The organism is Priestia sp. P5 (assembly GCF_029522155.1).
GTDB classification, from domain to species: Bacteria; Bacillota; Bacilli; order Bacillales; family Bacillaceae_H; genus Priestia; species Priestia megaterium_E.
Map to the genome: position 1 here is coordinate 197922 of NZ_JAKWFJ010000003.1, position 14068 is coordinate 211989.

The following is a 14068-nucleotide window of genomic DNA, read 5'->3' on the forward strand; positions in this document are numbered from 1 at the left end:
CCCAAAAGAACTATTGAAAATCTCCATGATTCCCAATAGTTCCCTTAGTAAATATATTTTACATATGCCCTTCTTTTTCGACAATTTCTCTAAAATAGCTCACTAACTCTTCTCGCAGCGGTTCTCTTTGCAGAGCTAAATCAATTGTTGCTTTAATAAATCCAAATTTATCTCCAACATCATAACGTTTTCCTTCAAAATAATAAGCAAGAACACGTTGGAATTCATTCAGACGTAAAATAGCATCTGTTAATTGAATTTCTCCTCCTGCGCCAATCTCTTCTCTGCTTAAGATATCAAAAATTTCCGGTGTTAAAATATAGCGCCCCATAATTGCATAGCCTGAAGGGGCCTCTTCTGGATTCGGTTTTTCAACGAGCGTTTCTACGTCTAATAATCCTTTTTCAAGAGGCTCTCCTTTAGGACCTACAATTCCGTACTTTGAAGTTTCTTTTCTAGGCACCTCTTGTACACCAACTACAGCGCATTCATATTTTTCGTATACGTCCATTAACTGTTTCAAACAAGGTGTTTCTGATTGAACTACATCATCGCCTAGCATAACAGCAAAAGGTTCATCTCCGATAAAACTTCTTGCACAGTGAATGGCATGACCTAATCCTTTAGGTTCCTTTTGACGAATGTAGTGAACATTAGCCAAATTCGAAATTCCCTGCACTTCTTCGAGCATGTCCCACTTTTCCTTTGCGGCTAATGTTTCTTCTAACTCATATGATTTATCAAAATGGTCTTCGATTGCTCGTTTTCCGCGACCGCTTACAATTAGAATATCTTCAATACCTGATGCTACTGCTTCTTCCACAATGTATTGAATCGTTGGTTTATCTACAATTGGCAGCATTTCTTTAGGCTGTGCTTTTGTAGCCGGCAAAAAGCGTGTCCCTAATCCAGCTGCTGGAATAATAGCTTTACGAATTTTCACTTACTTTTCCTCCTGTCAATGTCAATCGTGCTTATTGGTTATAGTATAGTAAGTCTGCGATTGAGTATGTACACAAAGTCATGTTGAATCCATTTCTTTTTATAAAGAGTCATGTTGGATTCTGCTTTATCATAACAAAAGATTTTGTATAATTCTATTTTTATCATTTATAATGAAAAGAAAATTAATCACTTATAAATATAATTTTATGCTCCACTTATGTATAGAAAGGAATGGGATTATGAGTTCGTTTTCAGATCACTTACAGCACCAATTTATACATCATTTCCCGTACAGTGATGCACGCTATCGTACGAATGCCCAAGCAGGACTAGACCTTTACCGTACCCATTCATTCTTCATTTTGCACAATGATGAACAGATATTAAACGTTAAAATCGATTCGTTTTATGTTGAACTAAACAAGCAGCTGCTCCCTGAAAGTACCTGTTCTTGTCAGTATAACGGATTTTGTGAACACTGCTTTGCAGCGTTTTTTTATATGTATTCATTAATAGAACCGCTTGCGCCCCTATTCAAAGAATGGCGAAACCATGAAAAAGCAGCTTTGACTATGCTATCTGCCAAACAAGTGTTAAAAAAGCCGAAGGCAACTTTTCAAGAGTGGAGACAAACTTTTGAGGAGCAGTATACGCTTTTTATGCAGGGGCGGAACGAAAATGACCGTTCCATTTATCACGAATATTATCAGTACTATTACCGTTCTTTAGTGAAAAAGGCTCCTGAGCATCCATTGCTTTATGCTTTATTTTGTATGTATGGAGCGGTTCATACATTCTATAAACTATCAGCTCAATTACAGGCACATCAGCTTTCTACTAACATCGAGGAATCATTTGTATATAGTCACGTCTACAAAATAACAAATGAAATTTATGCTACCGCTGATTCATTAAAGCAAATGAAATACGATGGAGATGCATTATCTATTGTAAAGGACAGCATCCCATACATCCGAGAATTATTGCATAAAGATATGCCTTTACAATATGAACGTATTGAGATTTATCGCGTTATTTGGCAAAAAATCTTCACGTTAGAAAAGTGGCGAAAAACTGAGGAAAGCGAATTAAAAGCTAAGCACGGTTCTTTTATAAACAATACAGCTCTTTCCTATCTTTTATTCCTTCAAGAAAAAGATGGCGAAGCAAAAGAACGTTTGAGCGATGAAACACTACAAATGATTCCCTATCTTATTCCTTGGTTAAATGATTTATTGCACGAAAAAGAAACTGACCGCTTTGCTCAGTGGGGCTCTTATATAATGACCTATATAGGAGATTACGTACGCACCGTTCCGACTACTTATCAAGGAAGCCGAAACATGGTCTCCATGATTGTAAATTTATTTCAGCACTATAAAGACTTAACGAACGACCAAACTTTGTATACTGAAGCATTGCAAACATTACTTCCCTATAGTTTTATTGAATACAGTGATTTTCTATATGCTTCTGACCAATTGAAAAAGTGGGTTGAATTACAGGTGCTTCTTCAATATGACAGTATCAAATATGACGAGCAAACGATAGAAGCCTTAAAACAAAAAGATGAAAAGCTGGTTATTCCTCTTTATCATCAAATGATTTCAAAGCTGATTTATGAAAAAAAGAAAAGCAGTTATCAAGAAGCCTATATCTACTTACAAGAATTAAAGAGACTTTATCTACAAATGAATCGCTCTCTACTATGGGAACATTATATGGAAGAATTAGCGATAAAAACGAAGAAACAGCGCGCGTTTCAACAACTATTAGAAAAAGGAGATTTACTGAATGTTTGATTTGTTTCATTTAACACTTGAAGTCGAACCTGTACACGGTGACTTTTTTCTCTACTGTGTATCACCTAGCGGCCAAATTTTGCTCCCTGATACATGGAAAGATGCGCTGTTTCTATGGCATGAACAGACCTATTACGGAAGCGAAGCTACACAGGTTGAGATTAATGGAAAAAAAGGAATTCTTCTTTCTGCATGGCAAATGTTCACTTTCATACAATTACCTATTCAACAGCATGTGTTGAAACCGGCTTTGTCCGCTTCAGCGGAAGCTTATCAGCAAATTGCAGTCGATATGACAAAGAGGATTATCCAAGGGAAATTTCATTCTCTTCCTTTAAAAAAACAAATGACTGGATCGCTTTCACAAGCTGATGAGCAAGAGTGGCGAGCACAAATTAAAGAGAGCCTATTAAAAAAAGAAGGAAAGGACTTTTTAATAAGCATAGAAGGCGAGAGCTATAATCCTCCCTTTGACCTTTCATTGCGTATTGTAGAGCCAGCGACCGATGGAGATGTATGGACGGCTGAAACATTCGTGATTCCCCACGATGAAGCTAAAGAACCTTTTATGCTGGGAAGAACGCTTCCTAAAGAGTGGAATCACTACGAGTCATATATCGCTTACGAACACGAACGATGGAAAACATTGGCTCCTACTTTATACCAAAAAGGAGCGTTTATTCAGTCTGTCCTAACAGATGAGGAAGTATGGGAATTTCTAACTCAAGATAGTGCAGCATTGATTAAACAAGGCGTCTCTATCCATTTGCCAAGCTGGTGGGAATCATTAAAAAAAGCCACCATAAAAGTATCTGGCGCTATAGAAAATACTTCATCTGCATTGTTTGGTAAACAAGCTATCAGCAGCTTCCGCTGGTCATTTTCTATTGGCGATCAAACTTTCTCAGAAGAAGAGTTTCGGAAATTAGTCGAACAAAAACGCCGATTATTATCTATTAACGGACAGTGGATTAGACTGGATTCTAGATTAATTAAACAAGCGCAGAAAATTGTTAAAGAAGCTAGTAAAAAAGGCGTCTCAATTCATGAAATTTTAAAAACGAAGCTAACCTACTTGGCAGACAGTAAAACTGATGAAGAAGAGGTAAAAGTTGAGTTCCAACTCCCCGCTTCCTTTCAATCATTTATTACATCCTTAACGGATTTAGAACGGCTGCCGGAAGTGCTGCCTTCCTCTGAATTTAAAGGTGCATTAAGACCTTATCAGCAGCAAGGTTTGAATTGGCTCATGTTTCTAAGAAAGTTTAACTTAGGAGGATGTCTAGCAGATGACATGGGGCTAGGTAAAACCATTCAATTGATTAGTTATTTAACAAATATTCATCAGTTACATAGCTCTCCTTCTCTTATCGTTTGCCCAACTTCTTTAATTGGAAACTGGGAAAAAGAATTACAAAAATTTTCCCCTTCTCTTCGTGTTCATGTTCATTACGGACCGAAAAGAACCAACGGATACGCATTTGAGAAGATATGTGAAAGTACTGACGTTGTGATCACGACTTATCAAGTTGCTCTTTTAGATGTCGAATTGTTGAAAGGGTTTATGTGGAACAGCATTTCCTTAGACGAAGCACAACATGTTAAAAACCCGCAGACTAAACAGGCGAGAGCCATCCGTCAGCTGCAAGGAAGACACAAAATTGCGCTTACTGGAACTCCAATTGAAAACCGTCTGCTGGAACTATGGTCATTATTTGAATTCATCAATCCTGGTTACTTAGGAACAATCAATTCATTTAAAAACCGATTTGTAGCCGGCATTGAAAAAGGCGAGAAACCTGAACGAGCTGTTGAGCTTAAAGCACTCATTCAACCTTTCTTATTGAGAAGAACAAAACAAGATAAAAACATCGCCCGCTCACTGCCTGATAAACAAGAACAAAAAGAATATATCCCGCTGACAGCGGAACAAGCTTCACTTTACCAAGAGCTAGTTCAAGGAATGCTTCAAGAAACAGAGGAAAAAACAGGATTTGAACGAAAAGGCATGATTTTGCAAACACTAAATAAGCTAAAATTATTATGCAATCATCCAGCTTTGTACTTAAAGGAAAGTCCATCTAAACAAACGGTAAGGCGATCTCATAAGAGTGAAAAGATTATTGAACTCGTAGAGAGCATTCGCACACAGCAAGAAAGCTGTTTAATCTTTACTCAATATATTGAAACAGGACTCATGCTGCAAAGAACCTTAGAAAAAGAAATCAACGAGCCGGTTTTATTTCTTCACGGAAGTTTGTCAAAAGAACAAAGAGATGAAATGGTTGCTCAATTTCAAGCAAGAAAAAAAGCCATCTTTATCCTTTCTCTTCGCGCAGGTGGAACTGGATTGAATTTAACAGCTGCAAATCACGTTATTCATTTTGACCGATGGTGGAACCCAGCCGTTGAAAACCAAGCAACCGATCGGGCTCATCGAATTGGGCAGAATAAATTTGTTCATGTTCATAAGTTTATTACAAGAGGAACGATTGAAGAAAAAATTGATGAAGTGATCAATCAAAAACAACATCTAAACAATGAACTCATCCAAGGAGATCAATGGGTAACAGAACTTTCTAATAAAGAACTACAAGAGCTTCTTGCGTACAGAAATGAATAAGAAAAATTATAAAATGTGTTAAAACGTTACTAAAAAGAGGACTTTTTTACTTGTCCTCTTTTTTTATTAGATCATTCGACACAAAAAAATAAGTGTAAATCATTCTACAGCTACTAATAAAGATACAAAAAGCACAATAAATAGCGTTTTTTGAATAAAAAGGTATTTTTATAGCGAAAAAGACCCTTTACTTTCTCTTTAAATTCCAGCATATTTATACATATAATATTTTTGTAATTTAATAGACATATTGGAAAAATAAACACGAAATATTTACATAATTAGGGGGATTTATTGATGAAAAAAAGGCAGCTCGCTTTATCTCTAGGCGCCATTGTTGGCGGGACATTTTTATATCAAGCTTCAGCTGAAGCATCTGCTTCAACTGTTCAAGTGAAAGCTGGAGATACACTTTGGTCATTATCTACCAAATACCATACAACGGTAGAAGCTTTAAAAAGCGTAAATAAGTTATCTTCAAATACAATTCGTGTAGGACAAACGTTATCGATTCCTTCTGCTTCAACCTCTCAACCATCTAATAAGGAAGAAAAGCCTTCAGCTCCTGCTACTGGTTCAACCTATAAAGTTCAAAGCGGCGATACCCTTTGGAAAGTTGCTACTCGTTTTAATATGAGCGTAGAAGAATTAAAACGTTTGAACGCTCTTTCTTCTAACATTATTTATATTAACCAAACGTTAAAAGTAAATGGAAGCAATAGCGCATCAACTCCAACTACGAGTAAACCAGCAGAAACTCCTTCTAAGGATGCAAACGGAACTTACAAAGTTCAGCGTGGAGATAGCCTATCTAAAATAGCTTCGACATTTCACATGAGCATCAGTGAGCTAAAACAAATAAACGGATTAACGTCTAATACGATTTATGTAAATCAACAATTAAAGGTATCAAAAAGCAGCCAAACAACTACGCCAACAACAAAACCAAGTACATCTACACCTTCAACTTCTAACGGAACATTAAATGTATCGCAAATGATTTCAGATGCAAAACGTTATATAGGTGTTCCTTACAAATGGGGTGGTACAACTCCTTCTGGTTTTGACTGCAGCGGATTCATTTATTACGTAACGAAACAACAAATTTCTACAACGCGCTATACGACGGCTGGTTATTGGAGTGTATCAACACCCGTGAGTAATCCACAGCCTGGAGACTTAGTGTTTTTTAATACATATTCTAGCGGTCCTACACATATGGGCATTTACCTTGGTAATCGTCAATTTATTCATGCTGGATCTTCTACGGGTGTAACCATTGCAAGCTTAGATAACAGCTACTGGAGCAAGCGCTACTTAGGTGCAAAAAGATTTTCTAAATAATTGATAGAAGCTGAAACAAAATTATGTTAGTTGAAGGAAGATCCGAACGAGTTTAATTCTTGATGGAGAATCAAACTCGTTCGGATCTTTTCATTGGTAGGGTAGACGTAGGTTTCATATGTGTAGGTGCTTCTAGCTGTTAAGTGGAGGGCAAAGCGAAGACTCCTGCGAGAAAAGCAGAATAGATGAGACCGTGCGCAAGTGACGAGGAGGCTCATCGGCCGCCTGCGGAAAGCGAAGTCTTGCACGGAAATCAACAGTGGTGTAACAAGTGACCTATACTAGCTCATCCCATTTGTTTGTCTTTAAATTGCATTGATTCAGTTACGTCTCAATTTCTTATATACAGAAAAAAACCGTTAAATGATTTAACGGCTGAAATAGAGGAATAGTTCGGGGATAGTAAATACTTTAATTTTCTCTCTTGAGAATATAGAAAGAGCCTTGCTCTTAAAGAGGATCTATCTTCTATTATGATAGATAAGAGGACTTAGAACCTTAGCTGAATTAATCACCCCCTTTCATGCTAGATAACTTTATTCTTCTTGTTGATTTGAATCAAATGAAGAAGAACTGGATGGCTTTCCACTTAAAAACTTAACAGCATCAGCCACAACGTCGGTCATATATACTCGTTGCTGAAGATTATTTTCAAATGTGCGCGTTTGTACACGCCCTACCACACCTATAACCGCTCCTTTATCACAGTAAGCAGCCGTATTTTCTGCATTTTTTCTCCACAGAGTAATGTTGACAAAATCAGCATCATATTCACCTTCAACATTTCGAAACGTTCGATTAATTGCTAAAGTAATAGTAGATACTGCAATCCCTTCATGGGTATATCGAAGCTCAGGTTTTTTTGTCAGTCTTCCTACAAGAACAATATGGTTAATCATAGCCTACCACTCCAACTGATTGAATAATGGGAATCTTTAAGCTCATTCATGTTATAATATGGATAACCTACTATTTACGTAAAGGAGGAAACATCAATGAAAACATTTAAACTTGTGTCATTTCAATTGGTTGATGATCAAGAAAAACGTCAGTCTGTCTCACTAACTAATGGCCTTATTATTAATAAAGAAGACGGCGAAAATAACTGGATTTTAGAAGCAGTTATCGATAAGAAATGGTACGATGAATTTCATGTTTTGTTGAAAGATAAACGAAAAGTGACGGTAGAAGCTAAAATTACGAAAGAAACAAATGATCCGGCTACCTTTATAGCTACCGTGGCTTCCATCACTTCAATTGGTGAAAATCGTATTAGTTTGTTGATGAAAGGTGTTTTAAAAGAACGGAGACTCCATTATGCTGAAATGCTCTTAGAGGATTTAATTAACCAAGGGTTATCAGGTCAAGATTTACTTCAACAGTTCAAACTGCAGCTTCGAAACAGACCGATAAAAAGTACATCTAAAAAATAAGTCAAGTCATCTCAAGGTGTCTGGATTTAAAAGAGAGGATTATTGTTTGCGGTCTTTTTCGTTGGTCCATGAGAAGGGTAAAGAAAAGAGAACTCACTGGAGAGGTACCTTTCTTTTTTTCCTAAAAATAAATGAGCACACCTAGAACGTTTGAAGCGATTATCTCTTATGCGAGCGCCTTGCCTTTTCAAATAAAAATTTGTCATTTTTTCACTCCTTTTTCTTTGTAATTCGTATATTAATGCATTTTTCCCCGTTATTCAACCATTTTTTTCAATATACCGAACAAAAAATAGGATTTTTTTACTATAAAAACCTCTATTTTTGTTCTTTTTTTTATATCTATGCAGAAAAATGAATCTTTTTAGAGAAAAAAAAGAAATAAAAACAGGTTTTATTCCCTTTATTACAGAAGGTAAAGTGTATATGTTTCATATTGTGCAAATTCAGCATGTTACAAAGAACATGAACTACATTCGAACAATAAGACATATACTTATCTTTACGAAATCAGGTGATGCATATGAAAAATTTGGGAGAAAAAATTAAACATTTCAGACTAAAAGGAGGGTTTTCACAAGAAGAATTAGCAAATCAGTTGAATGTTTCTCGTACAACTATTTCAAAATGGGAATGTTCGAAACAAACACCTTCCATTTTTGATTTTCTATCTCTATGTAATTGTTTTCAAATTACGCTGGACCAACTTATTGAGCCTTCCTCTTATAAACAAGATTATTTACATGACTTCCAACTTCTTTACTTAACAAGAAAACGTGAATCGGATTCACAAGACGATACCATTTTAACCCTCATAGATAAACAGCCCTTATTGAAACATGTGCTCTTACAATTTTCATCTCTGTCACCAACTCTTCAAAAAGAGTTGCTAACGGATATTATACCTTTATTAAAGAAACTTTTTTCTGCTTTGCAGCGCCAATAAAAAAAAGCTGCATCAGCAGCTCTTATGTACTATTCTTTTTTATCGCCTAAAGCAAACATAATATCTGTTTCGCAGACTAACTCTCCATCTACAGTTGCGATACCTTTTCCTTTGCCAATAGATCCACGCGCACGTACAATTTCAACCTCTAAACGCAGTTGATCACCGGGTCTTACTTGCTTTTTAAAACGGCAGTTGTCAATGCCTGCAAAAAATGCTAAACGTCCTTGGTTTTCTTCTTTTTTTAGCATAGCTACTGCTCCTACCTGAGCCAAAGCTTCTACAATTAAAACCCCTGGCATCACAGGATAGTCAGGGAAATGCCCGTTAAAAAATTCTTCATTGGCAGATACGTTTTTTAAACCAACTGCTTTTTTTCCCTCTTCCACTTCTAAAATACGATCGACCAATAAAAATGGATATCGGTGTGGAATAATTTCTTTAATTTGTTCAATATCAAGCATAAATAAGTCTCCTTTCAAACCGCATGTAACATACGATACTATTATCAATATACAGAATGCTCAATTGAGAAGCAACTACTTGCTTAAGCTCTGATTCCATTCACCAAGCCCATCATTTGATCTGCAATTGAAATAGAGCGGGAATTAAATTGATACGCACGTTGAGCAATGGACATATCAGTGAGTTCTTTGCTCAAATCTACATTTGACTGTTCCAATTTCCCTTGCTCTACGCCTGCTGTTCCTCGAGCTTTCCCAGTCAAATCTGTAAACATATTCGGTTGGTTCATCCCAGCTGGAAAGGCAAATAGATTTTCTCCTTTAGCTTCTAGCACCTGCGGTTTTTGGACATTTGTTAACCCAAGGGTAAACTGGTCAACGCCTGTATTCGTAGTAACTGTTATCGTTCCACTTCCATCAATTTGTATATCTTTGAACGCGTTACTGAAAATAATAGCTTGACCATTTTCCCCCAGCACATCCTGACCAGAACCGTTTACTAATTTAACATTGTTCGGGCCTTCAGGGCTAAGATGAAAAGAACCATCTCGCGTATATTGTACAGGCTGTTGGGAATCGTTTACGGCAACTTGAAAATAAACGTTTGGATTTGATGCAGCTACGTCTAATAGTTTATCTGTGTTCTGAAAAGCACCTTGCGTCATATTCAAGCTCGTTTGATCTAAATAAGCGCCTGTACCTTGCCGAATTCCGGCTGGCGTAAGCCGCTTTTCTGTTCCTTTATCTTCTTGATTGTTTACTTGTTGATACAGCATATCATTAAATGAAGCATCTCTTGATTTATATCCTGTCGTATTTGTATTAGATAGATTATGACCAATGACATCAAGCTGCTGCTGCAGCTGTCCCATCGTATTAGCCGCTGTTATCATTGTACGGTTCATCCTTCTCATCTCCCCTGTTGCTTTTAGCGCACACGCCCAATTTCATTTGCCGCTTTATCCATGCTTCTATCATAAGCTTGCATTATTTTTTGATTTGCTTCAAAAGCTCTGTAAGCCGTCAGTAAATCAGTCATACTTTGAGCAGCATCTACATTGGAACGTTCAACAAATCCTTGCTTTAACTGATAAGAAACTCCTGGATTATTCCGTGCTGAAGGCAGGGGCTGATTGTTAAGGGTTTCATATAATCCATTCCCTGCCTTTTTAATCGTTTGTAAGTCACTAGCATAAGCAATACCGATTTGTGCAATCTGCTGATTATTTTCTGTTACGTTACCCTGTGAATCAACTGTAAAGTTTTCACTTTTTAGTTGAATTGGCTGATTATTTGTATTTAATACATAAGCTCCGGTAGACGTAGTTAAAAAACCTTCTTCATCTAATGTAAAATTACTGTTTCTTGTATATTGAGGCGTATTATCAGGGCTTTTTACCACAAAGAATAATCCGCCCTCTTTTGTAGGCATATTTTGCTCCATCAATGCAATATCAGTTGATTGAGACGTTTGCTGAAAATCACCTTGTGTAAAATTTGGAACTGTTTCTTGCATATACACGCCCGTATTAATCGCACCTATATCTTTTTTGTTCTGAACAGAGATGCTACGGTCAGTAGGTAAATCTTCAGATTCCATTCGCTGCAGTAACATATCAGGAAATGCCTTTAACGTACCTTGATCTGCTTTAAATCCTGGCGTATTAGCATTTGCTATGTTATTCGTTAATAAGTCAGTTTGACGCTGCTGAGACAGCATACCCGCTGCTGCCGTGTAAAACCCTTTAAACATACTTCATCCTCCTTACAAGTAAACGTTGTTCGTTATAGCCAGCTCACAGAGTATAATAAATAAAAGAAGAGACTCCTCTGTATGAAACGAGCCAATAGAGGAGTCTTTATTTAAACAATATTGCGACGAGATAGTTTATCAATATTATCGAGCATAATACCTGTTCCAACAGCTACACAACCCATTGGATTTTCTGCAATTAGCACAGGCACCTTTAATTCTTCCGCTAACAGCTGGTCCATACCGTGAAGCAATGCTCCACCGCCAGTTAAAATAACGCCTCTGTCTATAATATCGGCAGAAAGTTCGGGAGGTGTACGCTCTAATACACTTTTCGAAGCTTGTACAATGACGCTGACAGACTCTCTAAGTGCCTCCTCCACTTCTTCAGAATAAACAGTAACTGTACGAGGGAGGCCTGAAACCATGTCTCGCCCACGAATGTCCAGCTCTTCATTACGAGCTTTAGGAAACACCGTACCAATTTTCACTTTAATTTCTTCTGCTGTACGCTCTCCGATTAAGAGCTTATATTTTTGCTTAATGTACTGCAAAATTTCGGCATCAAAACGATCACCAGCCATCTTAATAGAAGCTGCTGTTACGATATCGCCCATTGAAAGGACGGCCACATCGGTTGTACCTCCACCAATATCTACGACCATATTTCCGCTCGGCTGAAAGATATCCATTCCAGCGCCAATAGCCGCGACTTTTGGTTCTTCTTCCAAATAAATGGTTTTTCCACCGCTTTTTTCAGCAGCTTCGCGAATGGCTTTTTGTTCAACAGAGGTAATATTTGTTGGACAACAAATTAAAATGCGAGGCTTGGATAAAAAACCTTTTACATTTAATTTGTTAATAAAGTGTTTGAGCATAGACTCTGTAATTTCGAAGTCAGCGATAACACCATCTTTTAGTGGACGAATGGCAATAATATTACTGGGCGTTCTTCCTACCATACGTCTCGCTTCTTCCCCTACTGCTAGCACTCTATTTGTATTTTTATCAATCGCCACAACAGACGGTTCATTTAACACAATTCCTTTGCCTTTAACGTGAATTAAGACGTTAGCTGTACCTAAATCGATACCAATGTCTTTTGCTAACATACCTTAAATCCTCCTTCTATTTACATATCTTTGCATGATACCCATTCTTTTTTCCTAATTTACTATTTTATCACAATTTGTATATGTATGTTGTTATTAGCAAAAATATTTATTATATACCTATTTTATCCAAAAAATAAAATGCCCTATACTACCTCTATAAAAAAGGCAATATTGGGCATTTTTTCATTTTACAGTTTCTTCTTCCTTTTTGTACTTTAATTTTGTTGCTTCTCCTCCACGCAAATGCCGAATAGATTTATGATAATCAAGAATTTCTTTTACTTCATTTGCTAACTCAGGATTTATTTCTGGTAGACGCTCTGTTAAATCTTTATGGACAGTACTTTTCGAAACGCCAAATTCTTTCGCAATTACACGAACTGTTTTCTTTGTTTCTACAATATACTTTCCAATCTTGATAGTTCTCTCTTTGATGTAATCGTGCACACTACTCGCCCTCCCCAAATTGGATATGAGAAGTATCCAAGGGAATGTATATATTATCCCTTTTCTAACATTCTCTTTATAGGTTTGTAACAGTTTATTAGCTTGTGTGCAGATATATGCTAGAAAAGTCAGTAAGGACAAGTGATTTCTTATATTTTTTTGAAAATTTAGTGTTTTTTATTTATTTTTTTAACATAATGCATCCCATTTTAAAAAATTTCATAAAAAAAGAAGCTCGGTTTTGCCAAGCTTCTTTTCGTATTTATAGCCTTGCTTTATGCATTTGGTTTAGACGTATCTGTTGAAGGATGTTTTGAATCTTTATCTTCTTTAGTCTTTTCATCAGATGATTTTTCGCTATCCTTTGATTCTTCAGAAGAAGAGTCGTCTTTTGGTTCTGTCACTTCAGCTGCTTTGACTTCTTTGATAGAACTAACAGATTTTCCAAAATAACTGCTTGGATTAATTGCTACACCATCTTTACGAACTTCAAAATGCACATGTGTTTTTGCTTCTTGATTATATAAGCTTTTTCCAGCTTTTGCGATCGTTTGGCCTTGTTTAACAATATCTCCTACTTCTACATCAGCTTTCTCAAGAGATTGATACTGTGTGACTAAACCGTCTTTGTGATCAATTTCTACTACATAACCTAGTAAAGGATCTTTTGTTGCTTTTGTTACTGTACCGCTAGCTGCTGCTACAACATCAAATGATTTATCTCCCTTAACAGCTAAGTCAACACCTGTGTTTGGATGATACGTATTGTTGTAGAAAACTAGTGCTTCTTCTTGCTGTTTTTCAGATGCTTGATCGTCGTAGAAAGGCTTTTTCACGATAGCTGATGCTTCACTAGCAACTGGCATTTTTAAATTTTCAAGCGAAGCATTTACCTCTACAGCGTCGTCTCGATAAGCCGTACCGTCTTGGCTATAGCCGCTTTTGTCTTCTTTGCTAATATCATTTCCATTAGCTTGAAACCAAAGGACTGCTGTAAGAATAATTGCTGCACTCGCTAAATAGATAGCCGGGAACACCCAACGCTTTCTAACTAATTTTTGAACTTTCGATTTTGGAGAAGTACGTTTCTTTTCTTCCTCTCTCATATATCATCACCTCAGCAATCAGTCTGAACACAATTGAATGAATATATACACAGCGATAAAAAATTTTTTTCGATTATTTTTCAACAGATG

At 36.7% G+C, this 14068-nt stretch carries 13 protein-coding genes; 5 read left to right on the forward strand and 8 right to left on the reverse strand.

The window, feature by feature from the left end:
• Window positions 1-58 precede the first annotated feature (58 nt).
• Window positions 59-943 (reverse strand): UTP--glucose-1-phosphate uridylyltransferase GalU, encoded by an 885-nt coding sequence (galU, locus tag MMB69_RS22575; RefSeq protein ID WP_029319374.1) that lies wholly within the window; start codon window positions 941-943, stop codon window positions 59-61.
• Between the two features lie 241 nt (window positions 944-1184).
• Between galU and MMB69_RS22580 the strand changes: the two genes are divergently transcribed.
• From MMB69_RS22580 to MMB69_RS22590, 3 genes are all read left to right on the forward strand, one after another.
• Window positions 1185-2747, forward strand: coding sequence for a replication initiation protein (locus MMB69_RS22580; protein WP_221785861.1), 1563 nt, complete (start codon window positions 1185-1187; stop codon window positions 2745-2747).
• Entirely contained in the window at window positions 2740-5370 is a 2631-nt protein-coding gene (locus MMB69_RS22585) for a DEAD/DEAH box helicase (protein WP_221785862.1), read from the forward strand. The genes MMB69_RS22580 and MMB69_RS22585 overlap by 8 nt, the downstream gene beginning before the upstream one ends.
• A gap of 297 nt (window positions 5371-5667) precedes the next feature.
• Complete coding sequence (locus MMB69_RS22590) at window positions 5668-6714, forward strand: C40 family peptidase (RefSeq protein ID WP_221785863.1); 1047 nt, start codon at window positions 5668-5670, stop codon at window positions 6712-6714.
• A gap of 536 nt (window positions 6715-7250) precedes the next feature.
• On the opposite strand, the gene ssb is transcribed toward MMB69_RS22590, so the two are convergent.
• Window positions 7251-7613, reverse strand: a complete 363-nt coding sequence (ssb, locus tag MMB69_RS22595) for a single-stranded DNA-binding protein (RefSeq protein WP_221785864.1) — start codon at window positions 7611-7613, stop codon at window positions 7251-7253.
• 96 nt (window positions 7614-7709) lie between these two features.
• On the opposite strand from ssb, the gene MMB69_RS22600 reads away from it, so the two are divergent.
• Both MMB69_RS22600 and MMB69_RS22605 read left to right on the forward strand, forming a co-directional pair.
• On the forward strand, window positions 7710-8147 hold the full coding sequence (locus MMB69_RS22600) for a YwpF-like family protein (RefSeq protein WP_221785865.1): 438 nt from the start codon (window positions 7710-7712) through the stop codon (window positions 8145-8147).
• A gap of 523 nt (window positions 8148-8670) precedes the next feature.
• Complete coding sequence (locus tag MMB69_RS22605; protein WP_221785866.1) at window positions 8671-9093, forward strand: helix-turn-helix domain-containing protein; 423 nt, start codon at window positions 8671-8673, stop codon at window positions 9091-9093.
• Between the two features lie 29 nt (window positions 9094-9122).
• Here MMB69_RS22605 and fabZ read toward each other — a convergent pair whose 3' ends face one another.
• The 6 genes from fabZ to spoIIQ form a co-directional block, all read right to left on the reverse strand.
• Window positions 9123-9557 carry a 3-hydroxyacyl-ACP dehydratase FabZ gene (gene fabZ / locus MMB69_RS22610; RefSeq protein WP_013059788.1) on the reverse strand — a complete coding sequence of 145 codons (435 nt, stop codon included), beginning with the start codon at window positions 9555-9557 and terminating at the stop codon, window positions 9123-9125.
• Between the two features lie 83 nt (window positions 9558-9640).
• A complete protein-coding gene (locus MMB69_RS22615; RefSeq protein WP_221785867.1) occupies window positions 9641-10462 on the reverse strand; it encodes a flagellar hook-basal body protein in 822 nt (273 codons plus the stop codon).
• Window positions 10463-10485: 23 nt separating this feature from the next.
• Window positions 10486-11310 carry a flagellar hook-basal body protein gene (locus MMB69_RS22620; protein WP_221785868.1) on the reverse strand — a complete coding sequence of 275 codons (825 nt, stop codon included), beginning with the start codon at window positions 11308-11310 and terminating at the stop codon, window positions 10486-10488.
• A 110-nt stretch (window positions 11311-11420) separates the two neighbouring features.
• The gene (mreB, locus tag MMB69_RS22625) at window positions 11421-12422 is read right to left on the reverse strand and encodes a rod shape-determining protein (protein WP_013059791.1); all 1002 of its coding nucleotides are present in this window, start codon (window positions 12420-12422) and stop codon (window positions 11421-11423) included.
• Window positions 12423-12608: 186 nt separating this feature from the next.
• The gene (gene spoIIID, locus MMB69_RS22630; protein WP_013059792.1) at window positions 12609-12872 is read right to left on the reverse strand and encodes a sporulation transcriptional regulator SpoIIID; all 264 of its coding nucleotides are present in this window, start codon (window positions 12870-12872) and stop codon (window positions 12609-12611) included.
• A gap of 275 nt (window positions 12873-13147) precedes the next feature.
• On the reverse strand, window positions 13148-13978 hold the full coding sequence (spoIIQ, locus tag MMB69_RS22635; RefSeq protein ID WP_016765919.1) for a stage II sporulation protein SpoIIQ: 831 nt from the start codon (window positions 13976-13978) through the stop codon (window positions 13148-13150).
• Window positions 13979-14068 lie beyond the last annotated feature (90 nt).

Coding starts and splice junctions, on each gene's coding strand:
- ssb (WP_221785864.1), bottom strand. CDS start 7,613: ATGATTAACCATATTGTTCTTGTAGGAAGACTGACAAAAAAACCTGAG.
- fabZ (WP_013059788.1), bottom strand. CDS start 9,557: ATGCTTGATATTGAACAAATTAAAGAAATTATTCCACACCGATATCCA.
- MMB69_RS22590 (WP_221785863.1), top strand. CDS start 5,668: ATGAAAAAAAGGCAGCTCGCTTTATCTCTAGGCGCCATTGTTGGCGGG.
- spoIIQ (WP_016765919.1), bottom strand. CDS start 13,978: ATGAGAGAGGAAGAAAAGAAACGTACTTCTCCAAAATCGAAAGTTCAA.
- MMB69_RS22585 (WP_221785862.1), top strand. CDS start 2,740: ATGTTTGATTTGTTTCATTTAACACTTGAAGTCGAACCTGTACACGGT.
- mreB (WP_013059791.1), bottom strand. CDS start 12,422: ATGTTAGCAAAAGACATTGGTATCGATTTAGGTACAGCTAACGTCTTA.
- MMB69_RS22580 (WP_221785861.1), top strand. CDS start 1,185: ATGAGTTCGTTTTCAGATCACTTACAGCACCAATTTATACATCATTTC.
- MMB69_RS22620 (WP_221785868.1), bottom strand. CDS start 11,310: ATGTTTAAAGGGTTTTACACGGCAGCAGCGGGTATGCTGTCTCAGCAG.
- MMB69_RS22615 (WP_221785867.1), bottom strand. CDS start 10,462: ATGAACCGTACAATGATAACAGCGGCTAATACGATGGGACAGCTGCAG.
- MMB69_RS22605 (WP_221785866.1), top strand. CDS start 8,671: ATGAAAAATTTGGGAGAAAAAATTAAACATTTCAGACTAAAAGGAGGG.
- MMB69_RS22600 (WP_221785865.1), top strand. CDS start 7,710: ATGAAAACATTTAAACTTGTGTCATTTCAATTGGTTGATGATCAAGAA.